General features: G+C 45.3%; 13 protein-coding genes. 9 read left to right on the forward strand and 4 right to left on the reverse strand.

Translation table 11 applies throughout. The features are described from left to right. Positions 1-24: 24 nt before the first annotated feature. The gene (locus ADJ77_RS13740; RefSeq protein ID WP_154663385.1) at positions 25-198 is read right to left on the reverse strand and encodes a hypothetical protein; all 174 of its coding nucleotides are present in this window, start codon (positions 196-198) and stop codon (positions 25-27) included. Between the two features lie 698 nt (positions 199-896). Here ADJ77_RS13740 and ADJ77_RS05255 point away from each other — a divergent pair. From ADJ77_RS05255 to ADJ77_RS05265, 3 genes are all read left to right on the forward strand, one after another. Beyond that, complete coding sequence (locus tag ADJ77_RS05255; RefSeq protein ID WP_025077879.1) at positions 897-2,924, forward strand: M13 family metallopeptidase; 2,028 nt, start codon at positions 897-899, stop codon at positions 2,922-2,924. A 1,142-nt stretch (positions 2,925-4,066) separates the two neighbouring features. Then, a complete protein-coding gene (gene bcp, locus ADJ77_RS05260) occupies positions 4,067-4,525 on the forward strand; it encodes a thioredoxin-dependent thiol peroxidase (protein ID WP_025077878.1) in 459 nt (152 codons plus the stop codon). Positions 4,526-4,856: 331 nt separating this feature from the next. Further along, complete coding sequence (locus tag ADJ77_RS05265; protein ID WP_025077877.1) at positions 4,857-5,630, forward strand: TIGR02757 family protein; 774 nt, start codon at positions 4,857-4,859, stop codon at positions 5,628-5,630. 737 nt (positions 5,631-6,367) lie between these two features. Here the strand turns inward: ADJ77_RS05265 and ADJ77_RS14355 are convergent. Beyond that, entirely contained in the window at positions 6,368-6,493 is a 126-nt protein-coding gene (locus tag ADJ77_RS14355) for a hypothetical protein (RefSeq protein WP_262499337.1), read from the reverse strand. A gap of 200 nt (positions 6,494-6,693) precedes the next feature. On the opposite strand from ADJ77_RS14355, the gene ADJ77_RS05270 reads away from it, so the two are divergent. Next, positions 6,694-8,850, forward strand: a complete 2,157-nt coding sequence (locus tag ADJ77_RS05270) for a helix-turn-helix domain-containing protein (RefSeq protein ID WP_050696103.1) — start codon at positions 6,694-6,696, stop codon at positions 8,848-8,850. Positions 8,851-9,980: 1,130 nt separating this feature from the next. Then, positions 9,981-12,170: a glutamine synthetase III family protein gene (locus ADJ77_RS05275; protein WP_050696104.1), complete on the forward strand. Its 2,190-nt coding sequence runs from the start codon at positions 9,981-9,983 to the stop codon at positions 12,168-12,170. A gap of 872 nt (positions 12,171-13,042) precedes the next feature. On the opposite strand, the gene ADJ77_RS05280 is transcribed toward ADJ77_RS05275, so the two are convergent. After that, positions 13,043-14,035 carry a GNAT family N-acetyltransferase gene (locus tag ADJ77_RS05280; protein ID WP_025077876.1) on the reverse strand — a complete coding sequence of 331 codons (993 nt, stop codon included), beginning with the start codon at positions 14,033-14,035 and terminating at the stop codon, positions 13,043-13,045. A gap of 83 nt (positions 14,036-14,118) precedes the next feature. Beyond that, complete coding sequence (locus ADJ77_RS05285) at positions 14,119-14,946, reverse strand: glycerol acyltransferase (protein ID WP_025077875.1); 828 nt, start codon at positions 14,944-14,946, stop codon at positions 14,119-14,121. 252 nt (positions 14,947-15,198) lie between these two features. On the opposite strand from ADJ77_RS05285, the gene mraZ reads away from it, so the two are divergent. From mraZ to ADJ77_RS05305, 4 genes are read left to right on the forward strand one after another with little or no spacing between them, the layout of a single operon-like run. Beyond that, entirely contained in the window at positions 15,199-15,711 is a 513-nt protein-coding gene (gene mraZ, locus ADJ77_RS05290) for a division/cell wall cluster transcriptional repressor MraZ (RefSeq protein WP_025077874.1), read from the forward strand. After that, positions 15,708-16,652 (forward strand): 16S rRNA (cytosine(1402)-N(4))-methyltransferase RsmH, encoded by a 945-nt coding sequence (gene rsmH / locus ADJ77_RS05295; RefSeq protein ID WP_025077873.1) that lies wholly within the window; start codon positions 15,708-15,710, stop codon positions 16,650-16,652. Before mraZ ends, rsmH begins: the two co-directional genes overlap by 4 nt. Beyond that, positions 16,645-17,283, forward strand: coding sequence for an FtsL-like putative cell division protein (locus tag ADJ77_RS05300; RefSeq protein ID WP_050696105.1), 639 nt, complete (start codon positions 16,645-16,647; stop codon positions 17,281-17,283). The genes rsmH and ADJ77_RS05300 overlap by 8 nt, the downstream gene beginning before the upstream one ends. A gap of 3 nt (positions 17,284-17,286) precedes the next feature. Continuing rightward, the gene (locus tag ADJ77_RS05305; protein ID WP_050696106.1) at positions 17,287-19,440 is read left to right on the forward strand and encodes a penicillin-binding protein; all 2,154 of its coding nucleotides are present in this window, start codon (positions 17,287-17,289) and stop codon (positions 19,438-19,440) included. Positions 19,441-19,450: the final 10 nt, after the last annotated feature.

A 19,450-nucleotide genomic window follows, 5' to 3' on the forward strand; every position in this document is an offset into this window, starting at 1 on the left:
ATCATCTTCTATATGACTCATCGGCTAACACCGTCCGGAAAAGAAATTACCAACGCCTAAGACTTTTATTTGTAACGGTGCCGTCTGACTAACACTTCCCATATATAAGTCGGTCATCAGCGTCTTACTATATACAGTATAATGACCATCATGAACCTCTATTGCCATCTTCAGCCGATGTGTTATAGCCTCGCACATATGGTGTTGATGGTAAACACCAATGGTGCTGGGCACTAAATGCGACACAATATATTGTCGGGATGTAAGCAACTTGTTGTCAGGAAAGAGTTGTATTACCAAAAGTAAACAAACCTTATTTGACCAGGATACTTACTTTCCAAAGACAACACAATATCATTAATTTAAAAGATGCTCCGTATCGGAGTGTATGCTATTTCAGTTTTATCGGACAACAATAATTTGCAAAGTACCAACAAAGTGTTTACAACATGTAGAACTCCTCTGCTGGTTGTGCTATATCAAAGACAAAACTACACATTATATATAATAGAAGGGCACAACATTATTCGCAAGTAGTTCTTACTACTCTGTAAAAAAGCATTACACGGCAGTGCAATTAACGTCAAAAACAGTACTCCCCACAGCACGACCCGTGCTTTCACACACAACAACTGATACTTCCCAGACTTTCTTCTTACAGCGTGCAAGACATAGAAGAAGGCCGACTTAGCTGTTAAAAGAATTAAAAAACAACGGCAGTAGCGTAGTTTTTCATCAAAATAAACGACTAATAGAATAACATTTGTCTTTTTTACTTACCTTTGTAAAAAGATAATTCATGATTCGGAACCTTAGCTAACATCACCCTTCAAGGTGAGAGAAAGTAAATTTAAAGAGCTGAAAAATAAACATTCAACACATAAAACAATAAGCAAATGAAAGTAAAAATGCTACTTTTTGCAGCCTCTTTCATAGCCACATCCGCTATGGCACAGGGGTTGAAATCGGGCGTAGACCGCAACAACATGGATCTTAACGTGAAGCCCGGTGAGAATTTCTATGAGTATGCTGCAGGCAACTGGCTGAAGACCCATCCGCTTGACAAGGAGCATCCGATGAACGGAGCCTTCGTTGATTTGGAGGAACTGAACAAGAAACGCATCCGTGAGATGGTGGAAGACTATGCCAGAAAGCCACAGACAAAAGGCACTGTTGCGCAGAAGATTGCCTCAATCTACAACCTCTACATGGACAGCACACGCCGCAACCGTGAGGGATATGCGCCCATCAAACCTGTTCTGGCAAAGGTGCGTGCCGTGAAGAACCGCAAGGAACTCATCAAACTGATGTACGACCTCGATGTGAAAGGTTACGGAACCTTCCCTGTCGGCTTTGGAATGACGGTTGATGCCATGAACTCCAGTCGTTATATCATCGGCATTTCGCAGGGTGGAATCGGGCTTGACCCAGAATACTACACCCAGCCTAACGAGCAGCAGAAGGCTGTCGTAGAGGCTTACAAGAGCCTTAACAACGACTTCCTGAAGATGGTCGGCAATGCTCCGGCAGTTGCCAAGAAGAAGATGGAGGCTGCCTTTGCACTGGAAAACCAGATTGCCAAGGTAAGCTATGACCAGGTCAAGTCACGTGACCCACAGGCAAATTATCACCCGATGACGTGGGAACAGCTCTTGAAAGACTATCCCGGCATTGACTGGAACTATCTTTTGAAATCGGCAGGATTCCCAAACAACGGCGGAAAGGTTGACGTTGGGCAGCCTGAACCAGTCCACGAGGTGGAGAAAATACTTGCTACAGCACCGTTGGAATCACTGAAATCCTACATGGAGCTGGCAGTTGTGTCCAGTGCAGCTGGCATGTTGTCTGATGATTTCTCTAACCGCAGCTTTGAATACACCAAGGTGGCTTACGGCGTTCAGAAGCAGCAGCCACGCTGGAAGCGCGCTTTATCCTTCGTACAGGGCATCATGGGCGAGGCTGTAGGTAAGCTCTACGTTCAGAAATACTTCCCGGAAAGCAGCAAGCAGCACATGATTACATTGGTAAAGAACCTGCAGGATGCCTTTGCACAGCGCATTGAAGAGAACACATGGATGACTGCTGTTACCAAGCAGAAGGCACTGGAGAAACTGCAGGCATTCGACATCAAGATAGGCTATCCTGACAAATGGCAGAACATGGACAGCGTATTCGTAATTGATGATGCCAAGTCCTTGTTCGACAATGTAAAGGGAGTGCAGGAAGCAGCTATGAAATATCGCATTGCCAAACGCTGGGGCAAGCCCGTTGACAAGAAGGAATGGCACATGACACCACAGACTGTCAATGCCTACTACGACCCTACAACCAACAGCATCAACTTCCCTGCAGCCATCCTGCAGCCTCCTTTCTTCGACCCAGAGGTTGACGATGCAGCCAATTATGGCGGTATCGGTGCCGTTATCGGACACGAGATGAGCCACGGTTTTGACGACCAAGGATGCCAGTTTGACAAGGAAGGCAACATGAAGAACTGGTGGACTGAAGAGGATAAGAAGAACTATGACGCCCGCACAAAGGTGCTCGTTGAGTGGTTCAACCAGCAGGAAGTAATCCCAGGATTGAATGTGAATGGTGAAAAGACACTCGGCGAGAACATCGGAGACAACGGCGGTCTGAACATTGCTTTCCGTGCACTTGAGAACAGCATGAAGACAAATCCATTGTCCGACATAGATGGCTTCACCCCAGCCCAGCGTTTCTTCCTCGCATGGGGACGCGTATGGGCAAGCAACGTGGCTCCTCAGTTCGTTGCCTACATTGTCAACTCTGACGTTCACTCACCAAGCATCAGCCGTGTAAATGCTGCCCTGCCGATGATTGACAACTGGTACAAGGCATTCAACGTCAAGGAAGGTGACAAGCTCTTCGTACCACAGGAGAAGCGTGCGCACATCTGGTAAGAGACAAGTTTACAAACAAATATCATTCAAGAAAAGAGCGTGTGTCCAGCTAATGGGCACACGCTCTTTTTTTTCACAACTAATCGGTACGTTCGGATGTACTATATCCCATCAAAAAAAGATGAATATCCTGTTTGTTAACGTAAAACTTTTCACACAGAAACACTGCTGCTGCGAATTATTTTCATGAAAAGAATTATTTATTTACGTGAAGATAATTCGGTACTGACGTAATATGAGAACCCAAAAGAAGAAATAGAGAATGCAAAAACATGACTCCTGAAAAACGAACTTATACTAATCACACAACTGAAAGCAATAAGTTTTATCTTCTGAAAAGTATATAATCTTTACAGCAAAGCATAAAACAAAAACAATATTTCAAGCCAACCCTGATGCTCTCAAGCAAAAATACGACAGGAACTTGTAATATAACCACAAGAACAACAAAGTTTATAACAATCATATCAAAACGCATTTTTTTGATAAGAAACAGCATTTTTTATCTATTAATTCAATAAATAATTGTATATTTGCATCCAACAACAATATTAATCACCCGTCTATAGGGTAAAAAGATTTGTACCAACAGTCCATAGGGAGCGTATCATCAAAGCTGACGGTTCGGAAACAATCCTGCTTAACAACAAAAGACATTGCCGCAGAAAGAGAGCTGACAACACCCCTTCATAAAAGTTCTTTGAGCACATACACATCATAACATCCTTTACTCAAACATTTAAAGGCGTCATCCGCCTCACTTGTTTCAATGCCAAAGATAACAGCAAGGAAACAATGGAACTAACAAGAAAAGTCTTCATGAACAAGGAATTAAACTCTTTCAAAACCAACATAAAACAAGAAAGAACTACCAAGATCCTATTTTTTATGGGATATTTTTAGTTACCAGTGGGACTTCATCGCGAGATGAGGTCCCACGCCTTGTTTCATCATCATACCATACCATGCTGCTGAATAGCTGCTGAATGAAGTAGAATTACGACTGTAAAAAGTTACGTTTCCTGCTCACTTGAGAATGAAAAGCTGTTTTATACCATGATTTATTACCTCGTATTGTAATCATTCCATTTCTTTTCACTATCTTTGCGTTCGGAATAATAATCACTTAAAAAGAAAGAATTATGAACGTAGGAGATAAAGCACCGGAGATTCTGGGTACTGACCAGGACGGAAAAGAAATCAAGTTGAGCGATTACAAAGGGCAGAAGATTGTTCTTTATTTCTATCCAAAGGATTCAACATCGGGCTGCACGGCACAGGCATGCAACCTGCGTGACAACTACGAGGACTTGAAAGCCAAGGGTTACACGGTCATCGGAGCCAGCATACAGGACGAGAAATCGCACAAGAAGTTCATTGAGAAGAACGAATTGCCTTTCCCTCTCATTGCCGATACTGACCTGAAACTGGTTGAGACATTCGGTGTGTACGGTGAGAAGAAGATGTATGGACGCACCTATATGGGTACTTTCCGCACTACTTTCATCATCAATGAAGACGGCATTATTGAGCGTATCCTTGGTCCAAAGCAGATTAAGACAAAGGATCATGCTGCACAGATTCTTGCTGAAGACAAGTAAGCTGTTCCCGTGAGGACAGGGCAATGCACCGATGAAGACGGAATATTGCCGTGTAAAGACATAGTAACAGAAAGGCAGAAACACACTCATACAACAGGAGAAGCGTAATAACAAAAGAACGGAAAAGCACTCTTTGCAGAAAGAGATGTGATAACTGAAAAACGGAACGGCTATGTCCAGACCTCAAGGCGCAGGCAGTAAGAAAACAAAGAGAATGACTCCAACCAGTAAAAGACCCATAAACACTGGGGATACCCACACATCACCCCCCTCTCCACACGGAGAGGGGAAGGGGGTGAGGCTTTCCCAAAAGGAAGTTGCAACAACATCTTTGAAGGAAAAACTCCTTACCCTTGCAGCGCAATATGAAACTCCGTCATTCCTCAACGGTGACCCTTCCTGGTTCATGCACCAGGTAACAGGAAAAAGAAATCAGGAAACAATGGCTTTCATTGCTTCCTGTCTGAGTTATGGTTCACGGCAGGTATTCATGCCTCGCATACAATATCTGCTTGACTGTTCACGAAGTGAGCCATACGAATGGATAAAGAGTGGAAGGTTTCAACTTGACGTTCCTGATGACGACCAGTGCTTCTACCGCCTGTACACAAACGGTATGATGCACGACCTCTTCTGTGCACTGCAGACGATGTTCAAGGAGTTTGGCGACATAGAAGGCTACATCCGCAGTTATGCCGGACTGACTGACACAAGCCAACAGACCGATACAATCACTGCCATTGAAGCCATCTGTAGCTTTTTCCAGAAACAGGAAGTAACGGGGATCATTCCCAAGGACACAAAATCCTGTTGCAAACGTGTGTGTATGTTCCTGCGCTGGATGGTTCGCACTGACTCTCCTGTAGACCTTGGCATATGGTCTGGTCTCATCGACCGGCGTTCCCTCATCATTCCGCTTGACACGCATGTCATACAACAATCCCTGCAATTAGGACTCATCACAAGCAAGACGCCATCGATGTCCATAGCCCGCAAGCTGACTGACAGGCTCCTCCTTTTCTTTCCCGATGACCCACTGAAAGCTGACTTTGCCCTCTTTGGATATGGCGTAGACCCAAAGAAAGATAAAAAGGCAAAATCATAAAAAGACAAAACAAGTTAGAACTAAAAATAACAAGAGGGGATGAAAGGTAAAAAAGCAAAAGGATAAAAGGGTAAAATGCAAAGCATTAAAGAGATAGAAACGACATATAAACCTATTGGGGTATCACGCTATTCACGCCCCCTCTCCACTCGGAGAGAGATTGGGGTGAGGCTTTTTGTCAGACTTTTTCATCCCCTTATTTCGAACCCACGCTCTTTTCCATTCAAATCAAGCCTTGATTGCCTTGTAAAAGGGCGTTAATTGAAGCCTAACTAAGGCTTAATTGAAGTCTAATTAAGCACCTTTTCTTGCACGGTTTTATAACAAGATGATTAACAGCCAGTTGCAAATACGCCGATAACATCATATTTCCCCCGATTTTAAACAAGGCTGCCAATATATTATGTAAAGATAATTCACACCGACAAATGCGACATTATCACATTAATGGAACTGGCAAAGAAATGGTTTGAATACAATTCTAATCACCCTATCCTCCCCATTCTATCTTACACAACAACAGGAACAGACAGAAACAAGAGAGATATCCGCTGACAGAAATCTATACCTCCCACAACAGCTATAACCTGTCTTTCCCCAAACATCCCACAGCCTTCCCGCTCTAAGACAACAGAGCCAATGCTTGAAACCTAATAGAAAGAAAAATCCCGACCTCACTCTATGTGAAGCCGGGACATTGTTTTTTTACTCTCAAATTTCTAAATTGCGTTTTGAATTTAGGCAGTGATGTGCTTATTCAAGTTTACTGCCTTCGCTACCAATGCTGCTACTACAACAGCTGATAATACTGCTACGATCATAATCTTTTTACCTTTAGTGGAGACCATCTGTCTCCGATTCATAATATGTTATCCTTAATCTTTACGAGTGCAAAGGTAGGAAGAAATAACATATCGGACAAGAGTTTTCAGTATCAACACAAGTTTATTGCCATTTTATTACCCTGTGTCAACCCACTTGATTTTTATCAAGCACACAATACTTGCTTTTCTCAAATATTTGAACTAACTTTGTTCCTCGCTATTAACAAACGGACAGAAGAATGGAGAAGAATCAGGAGTTACGCAACGCATGGGACTTTGTTGAACACACAGGGATAAGCATTTTCCTCACAGGAAAGGCTGGCACGGGCAAGACAACCTTCCTTCGCACACTCAAGGAACACAGCAGCAAACGCAGCGTCATCGTTGCGCCGACCGGTGTAGCTGCCATCAATGCGGGCGGTATGACCATCCATTCCTTCTTCCAGCTGCCCCTCTCGCCCTTTGTCCCCGATGCCAGCATCAAGAACCGATTTGACTACAGCAAGGAAAAACGCAAGATTATGCGTACACTCGACCTGCTCATCATTGACGAAATCAGTATGGTACGGGCGGATTTACTGGATGCCATTGACTCTGTCCTGCGCCGTTTCCGCGAACACGATAAGCCCTTCGGCGGTGTACAATTGCTGATGATAGGCGACTTGCAACAGCTTACACCTGTCGTAACTCCCGAAGAAGAGAAAGTGCTGCAGCGTTATTACGACACGCCTTACTTCTTTGGCTCAAAGGCTTTGAGAAGCATCAGCTACGTAACCATCGAACTGACGCACGTCTATCGACAGCAGGACAGCACCTTCATCACCTTACTTAATAATATAAGGGAGGGAAAAGCTACTGCTGCCGACCTGCAACGACTCAACGAACGGTACTCCCCCACCTTCCTGCCAGAGGCTGGCAGCGACTACATCCGACTGACAACACACAACCGAATGGCAGAAAGTTACAATGAAGACCAGCTGCGCAATCTGCCTTCAAGAGCATGTTCGTTCAGGGCTGAGACTGACGGTAACTTCCCAGAATACAGTTACCCGGCTGACTTCAACCTGACGTTGAAGGTCGGTGCACAGGTGATGTTCATCCGTAATGACAACAACGGACGGTACTATAACGGGCGTATCGGGCATGTAACTTACGTTGACAATGAGAAGATTCTCGTCCTTTGCCCTGGCGACGAAGATGCTATAGAGGTTGAGGTTGAGACCTGGGAGAACACCAAATATACACTGAATGAAAAGACGAAACAGATAGAAGCCGAGGTGCAGGGTACTTTCAAGCAGTATCCGCTGCGTCTGGCATGGGCTATCACCATCCATAAAAGCCAGGGACTCACCTTTGAACATGCCATCATTGACGCACAGGCTTCCTTTGCATCGGGGCAGGTATATGTGGCTTTAAGCCGTTGCAAGACCTTGGAGGGACTGGTTCTTGCCTCCCCAATAGGCAATGCTGCCATCATTAATGACAGCAGAGTAAGCGACTATATATCCCATCAGACGGAACAGGCTGAGCAAAGTATCTCTGCCCTGCCAGCCCTGAAGGAAGAGTATTACCGACAGCTACTCATAGAACTGTTCAACTTCAACGACATCAAAATCTATGAAGCAGCCCTCTTCAGGGTGCTGACCGAGTTCTTCTTCAAGTTTCCAAAGATCAATGCACTGCACAAGATGACCCTGTCCGACTTAGACACACGTGTCATAAGCGTATCGATGAAATGGGAAAATGTCATCAGAAGAATGACAACCGTGCAGCTTCACGAGGATGAATTCAAGGAAAGAGTCAAGAAAAGTACGCTTTATTTCCACAGTCAGCTGACCGAATTGTTCAGTCACATGCTTGAAATAACAAGAGATATACAAACGAACAACAAGACTGCTGCCATACGTTTTGAGAATACCTATACTGATCTTCAGCAGACTTATCATGCCAAACGAGAGCTGTTGGAAGCCATCATGGAGGACGGGTTTTCCATAACAACCTATCTTACAGCAAAGCAAGAGGCTATTCTCAACAGTCTAAACGATGGAACGGGCAATAAACGAAGGAAGAAGAAAGAAACAACCAATGCGGTCAAGACCGTTAAGCCCAGTACAATTGAGTTGACTTACAACCTCTTCAAGGCTGGAAAGAATGTCGAAGAAATTGCCAAAGAACGCGGACTTACACCAGGTACAATCCAAGGACACCTTATTCCTTACATCCAGAAAGGAGAGATACAGATTGAACATGTGATTGATAAGAAAAAAATAAACACTATCAAACGTATCGCAAAGGCTGTGGGCAAAGATAGCGGCATGAAAACCATCAAAGAATTATGCCCGTCTGACATAACCTACAATGACATTCTCTTAGTAATGAAAACAACCATGTCCTGATGAAGCATTGAACGACACAAATACAAACCGCAAAAAGATGAATAAAAGCGGTGAAAAGGACAAAAACGACTTCGTAGACTGTTAAATGTACAGACTACAACACTTTTTTACGTTATTAACCGATAAAAAGTGTCGATATTGTCTTTATTCTGCTGGATTTTTTTTATCTTTGCATGGTCAATTAAAGACTATATTGAGTAGCAATCAAATTACGTTTAAATAGTTATTAGTAAGTTAATAGTCAAATTAAAGTAATCAGGACAGTCCTCGTGACGAAGATTACCTGATGAATTTTTTGAGTCAAATAATTTTTTGAGTTATTTAGTTAAGTGGCTGAGTGTATGTCTGCGTGAGCAGGTGTGCACTTTTTTTTAATTCAGAAACCAACATAAAGGGCGCAACACATTTCCACAACTCAGCAAAGAGGAATGTGACTTTGTAAAGAATATGGGACAGAAGAACTAAAGGTAATGGCAGAACGCAAAAGAGCCAATAACGGATTCTATGGGAAATTACGGTGTCCATCGTCATCACGGATAGACAGGAAAGAGATACAAGAGGATTCCTTTTGTCATAAAATCTCCTTACGTTAAGTTCTATTGATGACTAACAGGACTCTGACTAAGCACTAATTGCTCCCAACAGGTGCTTAAATGAAACCTTACTAATGCTTATTTGAAACCCTATCAAGCACTCCTTTCTTCACACAAAATTATAACCAACTGATTATTTGACTATTAAATCACACACGCACCATCTTTCCAAACTTCTGTTTTATAAGTAAGACCGACGGCAATCCATGTAATGAATTTTCAGATTACTCTATTCCAAAGAATCCATCCAAAACTTATAAGAAAAGCCCAGAACCTCATCGAAACAACAGACCGCTCCTTCCCATGTAACAGTCTTTACCACAGTTTACATAAAGCAGAAAAAGCAAGTCCAGACCAATCATCAGGGAAACAGCCTTGACCCTATCGGAAAACCAAAGCACGTTTACTGGCAACTGATACAGGTCAAAACAAGCCAGCATATTGGAAAAAACCGATACATATATCCTAAAATACTTTGTGAGATAACCTGAAAATAAGTAATTTTGCAGCAGGAACTTTCATTTTAAGGTAAAAGATATGGCAAATTTAAGATTTGGAGCTGTCGAGGAAGCATTCAAGAAACGTCCCCTCGAAGTCAACACACCTACGGAACGTCCCGAAGACTTCTACGGCAAGTACGTGTTCAACCGTGCAAAGATGTACAAGTATCTACCAGTTGACGTTTACCAGAAATTAGTGGATGTCATTGACAACGGGACACGATTAGACCGTTCCATCGCCAATGCAGTGGCACAGGGCATGAAGAAATGGGCAGAAGAGCATGGGGCAACCCACTACACCCACTGGTTCCAGCCACTGACAGAAGGAACTGCCGAGAAACATGATGCTTTCATCGAGCATGATGGCAAGGGAGGAATGATAGAAGAGTTCTCCGGCAAACTGCTCGTCCAGCAGGAACCTGATGCCAGCTCTTTCCCTAACGGAGGCATCCGAAACACCTTCGAAGCACGAGGCTACTCAGCCTGGGACCCTACGAGTCCGGTATTCATCATCGAAGACACACTTTGTATTCCCACAATATTCATATCTTATACTGGAGAAGCACTTGATTACAAAGCACCACTATTGAAATCACTGCATGCCGTCAACGTTGCAGCAACAAAAGTCTGTCACTATTTTTATCCCGAGGTCAAGCAGGTTCACACCAATCTCGGCTGGGAACAGGAGTATTTCCTCGTCGATGAAGACCTCTACTTTGCCCGTCCTGACCTCATGCTTACGGGGCGAACACTCATGGGACATGACTCTGCAAAGAACCAGCAGATGGACGACCATTACTTCGGCACCATCCCAGAGCGTGTACAGGCTTTTATGAAGGACCTTGAAATACAGGCGCTTGAATTGGGTATCCCCTGCAAGACACGCCATAACGAGGTTGCGCCCGGGCAGTTTGAGCTGGCGCCAATCTTTGAAGAATGCAACCTTGCAGTAGACCACAATATGCTGTTGATGTCACTCATGAAGAAAGTGGCACACAACCATAGCTTCCGTGTACTCCTCCATGAAAAGCCTTTCGACGGAATCAACGGTTCCGGCAAACATAACAACTGGAGCCTGAGCACTGACAACGGCATCCTCCTCCATGCTGCCGGAAAGACGCCAGGCGATAACCTCCGCTTCGTCGTGTTCATTGTCGAGACGCTGATTGCCGTCTACAAGCACAACGGACTGCTGAAGGCATCGGTCATGAGTGCTACCAACGACCATCGCCTCGGAGCAAACGAAGCACCTCCAGCCATCATATCTTCCTTCCTCGGGAAACAAATCAGCGACCTTCTCGACCATATAGAAAAGGCTGACAAGGACAATCTCTTCAACCTTAGCGGAAAAACAGGGCTACAGATGGACATCCCGGAGATTCCAGAACTGCTCATTGACAATACCGACCGTAACCGTACTTCCCCCTTCGCCTTCACTGGTAACCGCTTTGAGTTCCGTGCTGTCGGCTCGGAAGCCAATTGTGCATCGTCTATGATTGTGCTCAACACCGCTGTTGCCGAAGCTCTGGAGAACTTCGCCAAGCGTGTAGATGCACTGACCGCAAAAGGCGAAGAGCTTACATCTGCCATCGTCGACATCGTTCGTGAGGACATCAAAGCATGCAAGCCCATCCACTTCGATGGAAACGGCTATTCTGACAGTTGGAAGGAAGAGGCCTCCAAGCGTGGACTCGACTGCGAATCAAGCTGCCCAGTATGTTTCGACCGTTACCTTGACGAGGATTCTATCAGGATGTTTGAACAGATGAACGTGATGAAGCGCAATGAACTGGAAGCACGCAACGAGGTGAAATGGGAGACATACACGAAGAAAATCCAGATTGAAGCACGTGTGATGGGCGACCTCGCCATGAATCATATCATCCCCGTAGCAACCCACTATCAGAGCCAGCTGGCAAAGAACGTGCAGAACATGGTCAACATCTTCGGTGATGTAGAGGGCAAGCAGCTCAGCGAGCGCAACATCAAGATTATACGTGAAATCGCCGAACGTACCAACATCATCGAGACGGGCGTTGAAGAACTGGTCAATGCCCGTAAACATGCAAACAAGATAGAGAGCCAGCGTGAGAGGGCTGTTGCCTACCACGACATCATCGCCCCCAAGATGGAAGCCATCCGCTATCAGATTGACAAGCTGGAACTGGTTGTCAGCGACGAGCTATGGACACTTCCGAAGTATCGAGAGCTGCTCTTCATCAGATAAAAAATGCGGTTTCATCGTCTTTCAGAATAATGACAAAGCCCGGCAGAAAGAGGCTGATTCAAAAATGCACCCATGAATAATTTAGGTTCTCCCGTTAAATGCAGAAAAGGCAAATAAACACCATGGCTTTCCATCTTCAACAAACAACTTATTCCCATATCAACCAACATTTGTAAACTATTTTCACACAGTTCAAAACCAACACATGGTCTCTTGGCTTTGAAAAGACGCCCAATTGGCTTGCAATAGATGCCCTTTTGAGGTCTAACTAACGCCCTTTTGAAGTCCAATTAAGCACCTTTTCTTGCACGACTTTATAACCAACTGATTTACTGTTGGTTGCAAACTTGCTTTTTATGCGTGTTTTTGCCTTTATTTGTAGGTGTTTTACCCGAAATTATGTCATGATTTTTCAAGCTGTTGTCTGCGGGATTTCAAAGTATTGATATGAAAAGGTTTTCTGCATCGGAGGATAATAATAAAACAGACAGCCAAGACCGTCTTGGCTATGTTTTTATTTAATGAACATCTTTGGTTCATCCGTTAAAGCTGTACGAAAAGTGTCCACACATTTAACAGATGAACCATAATTTACGGAAAAACATCCCCTGCTTCCGTTAACAAAACCCGATGGAAAGCGCACAAGACATGGGTATCTGCATTTTGAAACAGCCTCTTTCGCTTGCCATGAACTACACAGTCCAAGGCTGAAGGAGCCTTCACTCATGAATTATCTTCATGAAAATTATTCACAACAGGCTGTATGCAGTCCCCGCCACACAAACAAAGAAAAGGCAGACAACCCACTAATCAATGGATTATCTGCCTTTTCCCACCTTTCCCAAATACTGCTGACGGACTACCAGCCGCCGCTATCGCTTCTCCTTATAGATAACATTGTTGGCACCACTGGTAAACTTCAACGCCTCAGGATGCTCATCAACGAAACTCTCAATATGGCGAATACGCTTCTCCTCAAATATTTCATCAATGGCGATAAGGATTCCCGTTTCCTCTACATCCCCAAAACCATAGTTGATTGCCGTACCAAAGAGCTTCATCGTTGGCGAAAGATTCATATAAGCATTCACCAAAGGAGGAATGTTATAGCCCAGCTCACGTATCTCGTGATTCAGAATCTTATAATCCTCCTTGAAGTCATTTCCCTGGAAAAGTGCATCCAATTCAGCTGTAGGAGTATCAATTTTCAGCGGTTTTATCGGGATAATAAGATCATCCTTGTCATCAAAATACTTCTTCAGGAAGTAAAGGATCATATCCCTTCCACGACGAATATAGGAAGGATACATCGTCATCTTTCCAAAGAAATACCTGCAGTCAGAGTTCAATACCGTCAAGGCACCCAGCCCATCCCAAAGGTTATCGAGCGCAAAGATACTCTTCGAGTTCTTACGGACATTCTGATAATCCAGTGAGACGAACGAACGTCCCAGCTCGACCGTGTAAGGCGCATACTCCTTCATGAACTTATCAGAAAAATGGAACATGTGGCCTGTCGCCACAATGGGCTGCCCGTTCTTGCCAATTTTCCACTCACTTCCAAAGATATAACGGTATCCACCGATTATCTCCTCCGCTTCAGGATTCCATACAATCAGCTGCCGGCAACAGTTTTCCATTGTGTCGAATTCATCAATATCCATCGACTTGCCCGTACCACCACCAGCCGAACGAAAGGCGATTTCACGCAGACGCCCGATCTCTCTCATCACATTAGGAGCAGTCCTGGCAGTCACAACATAAATCTCGTTATGGCTCTTGTTGGTCATACGGAGCATCCGATCGGGAGTCAGCTCACTTTTGAGCAGTTCCTTACTGATGGGTTGGATGATTTCTTCTTCCATATTCTCTATTAAATCTTTTGCTTTCTCTAAATCTTGCTGCTTGAATCCTGCCTCGGCATCACCACCTTGTCGTAGCAGGAATATTATAGTTCATATACCTTATCTTCTACAAATTTTGCCCATTCCATCGGAGTACGGCTCCTATCAAAAGTCTGCCAGGGAATTGGTTTACCGATTGCTACACGGAATGTTTTCCCAACGTTCCTGTACATCTCATCGACAAGGAAGAGCATTGCTATGTTAACTTTTCTGACGTACTTGTCACTGAAATGCGCAATACGATAGAATCGTTCAGAGTTACGTCCACCAAAGAAAATCGGCACAACATCCCGCTGATACTCTACGCTCTTCGTGATAAACGTCTTCTTCCACTCAAGGTCATGAATCCGACCATTGATTTTCCGGCTGTTCAGTCCAGCCGGGAACATTAGTATGTGATTGTCACTCTGGAAGCCAGCCTCAACCATCCGGGGAAAATCACGGCTCTGCTTTCCCGTCTTGTTGATGCCGATACACACTGGCTTCAAGCCCGGCAGATTCAGAAGCAGATCATTGACCAGATAGCGGAACCTACCATCATAATGCTTGCCGATGATTGTTCCGAGTGCCACACCGTCCTGTCCGCCAAGCGGATGATTGGAAACAAACGTGTAGAGCTTGCCATCATTCTTGTCAGGGAGATTTTCCAGCCCCTCAATCTTCAGCGTCATATCAAGATAGCGCACACACTCCATGAGCCATTCCGTGCCGGATATGCCACGGGTATCCCAAAGAAACTGATTCACCTCATCCTCGTGGATGATGCGTTTCAACCACTTGACGGCAAAAGAAGGAACGAATTTAGCTTTCGCCCCCATCTTATCTTTCAGAATCTTATCAATGTCTATCGTTTTCTGGATTTCACTGCTCATGTGCCCAAACTTCTCCTAACAAAATGCAAAAATAACGAAACGATTTGGAATAGCTACCTTTTTTGCCAAAAAATATGTATTTGAACAGAAAAAAAAGTAATTCCGAGCAAATTTCAAGAGTATCGAAACATATCCACAACCGTTAATTTTCATAAAAAAAAGATTGTCCCTAAAATATTGTGGAGCATAGTGGGGATATGTGGGGAAAAATGTGTAACTTTGAAGCCAAATACAGTTTTACCAGCAAGCAACATGAGGTTCTTAGGAAATATCGAAGCAAAAACAGACGCAAAAGGAAGAGCTTTCCTGCCTGCAGTCTTCCGCAAGGTGCTCAACGCATCGGGCGAGGAATCGTTGGTGCTGCGTAAAGATATCTTTGAACCCTGCCTGGTGCTTTACCCCCAGTCGGTCTGGAACGAACGCATGGATACACTTCGCCGTCGTCTGAGTCGCTGGAGCCGCCGCGACCAGATGATTTACCGCCAGTATGTGACAGATGTTGAGATGATTACACTGGACGGAAACGGACGCTTCCTGATTCCCAAGCGATACATGAAGATGGTGAATATTGACCAGCAAATCCGTTTCACGGGAATGGACGACTGTATTGAGATTTGGGCAATCAACGAGGGCAGCGAGCCATTCATGTCGGCTGAAGAATTCAGCAAAGCCATGGAAGAAACCATGGGGACGGATGGATTCTTCTTCCCTGACAGCCCTTTGTCTGACAACAAGGCTACAACTACAAAAGACCCAACAACATGATCAAGACCGCAGAGACCTACCACATCCCAGTACTTCTCAACGAAAGCATTGAAGGTTTGAACCTGCATGCCAACGGAACCTATGTGGATGTAACCTTCGGCGGCGGAGGTCATAGCCGGGAAATTCTCTCACGCCTTGAAGCCGGCAGTCACCTCTACAGCTTTGACCAGGATGCTGATGCTGAACAGAACATCGGCAAGATGGGACTGAGCGACGAGCAGGTGGACCGTTTCACCTTCGTCCGTTCTAACTTCAGGTATCTGAAGAACTGGATGCGGTATTATGGCGTAGAACATCTGGATGGTCTTCTTGCTGACCTTGGTGTCAGCAGCCATCACTTTGACGATGAGACACGTGGCTTCTCCTTCCGCTTTGAAGCTCCTCTCGACATGAGAATGAACAAGCGCGCAGGACAGACAGCTGCTGACATTCTCAACGAATATGATGAAGAACGGCTGGCTGACCTTCTCTATCTCTACGGAGAGCTGAAGCAGTCGCGCCGTATCGCCTCAGCCATTGTCAAGGCACGGGGGCAGAAAACCTACAAGACTACCAATGACCTGCTGACAGTTGTAGAACCTTTCTTTCAGCGGGCACGCGAGAAGAAGGATATGGCAAAGATGTTCCAGGCACTCCGCATCGAAGTAAACCACGAAATGGATGCCCTCAGAGAGATGCTTACAGCTGCAACCGAGCTGCTTCGTCCCGGCGGAAGACTGTCCGTCATCACCTACCACTCACTTGAAGACAGGATGGTAAAGAACATCATGAGGGCAGGAAACATAGAAGGAAAAGTAAAACAAGACTTCTTCGGAAAAATCGAAACACCCTTCCGATTAGTCAACAACAAAGTTATAACAGCCAGTAACGACGAACAGGAACGTAACCCACGAAGCCGAAGTGCGAAACTAAGAATAGCAGAAAAGAAAGCAAATGAATGACGAGAACGACAAGAAATACCCAGAACTGACGGCACACCCCTTGCAGGAAGAGCAGACTATTGCCAGAGAAGAGAGCGTGCACGTCACAGAGCCACTCAGCAAGACAGAGACTGAAGAAGAGTCGCCACAGACTGCTGTCAGTAATGAAGACGCAGAACCACTGACGGAGGAAGAGAAAAGAAGACTTAAAAAGGAGGAGGAAAAAAGACAAAGAGAGGAAGAAAAAAGAAAGGAAGAAGAGGATGAGGTAAACGAGCTGAAGGCTGCCATTGCCGAACAGGCACGTGAGGACGAGCAGCCGCAATCATCCAATTTCACCCTACGAAAGATCCTGGGTGGCGACATTCTTTCTGCACGTTTCTTCCGCAACAACATCTGGTTGATTATCACCATTGTCATTTTCGTGATCATCTACATATCGAACCGATACAGCGTACAGAAGTACCTTATCGAAATCGACAAACTCAACACTGAACTGGAAGATGCCAAGTATCGTGCCCTGTCAAGCAGCAGCCAGCTCACGGAAAAAACAAGAGAGAGTCACATACTTGAGATTCTGAAAACCCAGAAGGACAGTGTACTGAAGATGTCTGACCGTCCACCTTATATTATAAATGTACCCGAGAAGTAGAATATGAGTAAGTTCGATAACCGCAAAGTCATGCCCCGCTACAGCGTCATAGCCATCGTTATGACGCTTGCTGCTGTAGCTGTGATTGGCAAGACTATCTATACCATGACCGCAGGAAAAGCCTATTGGATGGAAGTAGCTGCTTCACAGAAAAAAGACAGCGTAACGGTTAAGCCCACCAGAGGCAACATTCTCAGTTGCGACGGACAGCTCATGGCAAGCTCGCTACCAGAGTTCAAGGTCTACATGGACTTCAATGCACTCAAGAATGCTGGCAACGATACTGCTTTCATTGATAGTATCAACTACATCAGTAAAGGTCTGAACGACATATTTCCAGAGAAACCAGCTGCCTACTTCAAGCAGCATCTTATGGAAGGATACCATAAGGAGAGCAAACACTGGGCAATATGGAACAAGAGAATCGACTATAACACGTTCAAGGAGATACAGAGCCTGCCTATCTTTCATCTAAAGAAATACCAGAGCGGTTTCCACTACGACGAATTCAATGCACGCCGCCGTCCGTTCGGCTCACTTGCCCAGCGTACAGTTGGTGACATGTTCGGTGCAAAGGACACAGCCCGTTGCGGACTGGAACTGTCATACGATTCCATCCTTCGTGGCACAAACGGCATTATCCACCGCCGTAAAGTTCGCAACAAGTTCCTTGATATCACAGACACTCCTCCTATTGACGGTGCCGACATCGTTACGACAATAGACGTCAGTATGCAGGACCTCGCAGAACGTGCCTTGATTGATGAGCTGAATGAAATCAACGGCAATGTAGGTGTTGCCATCGTCATGGAAGTTGCAACAGGTGATGTGAAAGCAATTGTCAACATGGACAAATGCAGTGACGGCAAATACCGGGAGGTGAAGAACCATGCAGTAAGCGACTTGCTGGAACCGGGGTCAGTGTTCAAGACAGCCTCCATCATGACTGTTCTTGATGACGGACTCGTTGATACGATGTACACAGTGCAAACTGGAGGCGGTGTATGGAACATGTACGGACGTGATATGAAGGACCACAACTGGACACGTGGCGGCTATGGTACGCTTACGCTTCCATGGACATTGAAGTACAGTTCAAACGTCGGTGTCAGTCGTATCATTGACCTGCACTATCACAAGAATCCAGAGAAGTTCGTTCAGGGAATATATGACCTGGGGCTGGCTACCGACTTGCATATCCCTATCGTGGGGTACTCTCCAGCCAAGATTCGTATGCCACACAAGAACCGCCGTGGACAGTATGACAACTGGAGTGCAACAGCTCTCCCTTGGATGAGTATCGGCTACGAAACCCAGATTCCACCGATTTCAACGCTTACTTTCTATAATGCCATTGCAAATGGCGGAAAGATGATGCGCCCACGCTTCGTAAAACAGGTCGTGAAGAACGGAGAGGTCATCTATGACAATCCTCCACAGGTTATAAAGGAACGCATAGCAAAAGAGAGTACGATAAAGGATATTACCCGCATTCTGACAGAAGTCGTTTCGGAAGGTCTTGGCAGGAAAGCTGGATCTGACAAGTTCCAGGTTGCAGGTAAGACCGGTACGGCACAGATGTCAAAGGGAGCCTTGGGCTACAAGAGCGGCAACATCAACTACCTTCTCAGCTTTGCGGGATTCTTTCCTGCTGACAATCCCCGCTACAGTTGTATCGTCTGCATCCAAAAGACAGGACTTCCCGCATCGGGTGGCGGAATGAGCGGAGTAGTATTCCATCATATTGCAGAAGGAATCATGGCACAGAACTTGAAACTGAGCGTCACAGACGCCTGCGACTCTTCATCCATCCTGATTCCATCAGCAAAGACAGGCAACCTGCTTGCAACTGACTACGTGTTGACAGCCCTCGGCTTCAATGTCACCAACGGCTGGAGCGGTGCCTACCCATTTGGAAATCCCGTATGGGGAACCACAAGGAAAAGTGGCAAGTCGCTCACCTTCCAAAAGGAAGAGGCTTTCAAAGACAACCTCGTCCCCAATGTTCATGGCATGGGTGCGCGTGATGCAGTCTACCTGATGGAAAAACGTGGTATCAGAGTGAGCCTCACAGGCAGAGGACGTGTCATAGGGCAGAGTCTATCACCGGGAGACAGGATTAAGAAAGGCATGAAATGTACCCTCGTACTGGGATAGGAAGCTGTCC

It is taken from the genome of Prevotella fusca JCM 17724, assembly GCF_001262015.1.
In the GTDB taxonomy this organism is placed as follows: Bacteria; Bacteroidota; Bacteroidia; order Bacteroidales; family Bacteroidaceae; genus Prevotella; species Prevotella fusca.

Excerpts from the sequence above, each read along its gene's own strand:
- ADJ77_RS13740 (WP_154663385.1), bottom strand. The coding sequence starts at position 198 with ATGTGCGAGGCTATAACACATCGGCTGAAGATGGCAATAGAGGTTCAT.
- ADJ77_RS05255 (WP_025077879.1), top strand. The coding sequence starts at position 897 with ATGAAAGTAAAAATGCTACTTTTTGCAGCCTCTTTCATAGCCACATCC.
- bcp (WP_025077878.1), top strand. The coding sequence starts at position 4,067 with ATGAACGTAGGAGATAAAGCACCGGAGATTCTGGGTACTGACCAGGAC.
- ADJ77_RS14355 (WP_262499337.1), bottom strand. The coding sequence starts at position 6,493 with ATGAATCGGAGACAGATGGTCTCCACTAAAGGTAAAAAGATTATGATC.
- ADJ77_RS05270 (WP_050696103.1), top strand. The coding sequence starts at position 6,694 with ATGGAGAAGAATCAGGAGTTACGCAACGCATGGGACTTTGTTGAACAC.
- ADJ77_RS05275 (WP_050696104.1), top strand. The coding sequence starts at position 9,981 with ATGGCAAATTTAAGATTTGGAGCTGTCGAGGAAGCATTCAAGAAACGT.
- ADJ77_RS05280 (WP_025077876.1), bottom strand. The coding sequence starts at position 14,035 with ATGGAAGAAGAAATCATCCAACCCATCAGTAAGGAACTGCTCAAAAGT.
- ADJ77_RS05285 (WP_025077875.1), bottom strand. The coding sequence starts at position 14,946 with ATGAGCAGTGAAATCCAGAAAACGATAGACATTGATAAGATTCTGAAA.
- mraZ (WP_025077874.1), top strand. The coding sequence starts at position 15,199 with ATGAGGTTCTTAGGAAATATCGAAGCAAAAACAGACGCAAAAGGAAGA.
- rsmH (WP_025077873.1), top strand. The coding sequence starts at position 15,708 with ATGATCAAGACCGCAGAGACCTACCACATCCCAGTACTTCTCAACGAA.
- ADJ77_RS05300 (WP_050696105.1), top strand. The coding sequence starts at position 16,645 with ATGAATGACGAGAACGACAAGAAATACCCAGAACTGACGGCACACCCC.
- ADJ77_RS05305 (WP_050696106.1), top strand. The coding sequence starts at position 17,287 with ATGAGTAAGTTCGATAACCGCAAAGTCATGCCCCGCTACAGCGTCATA.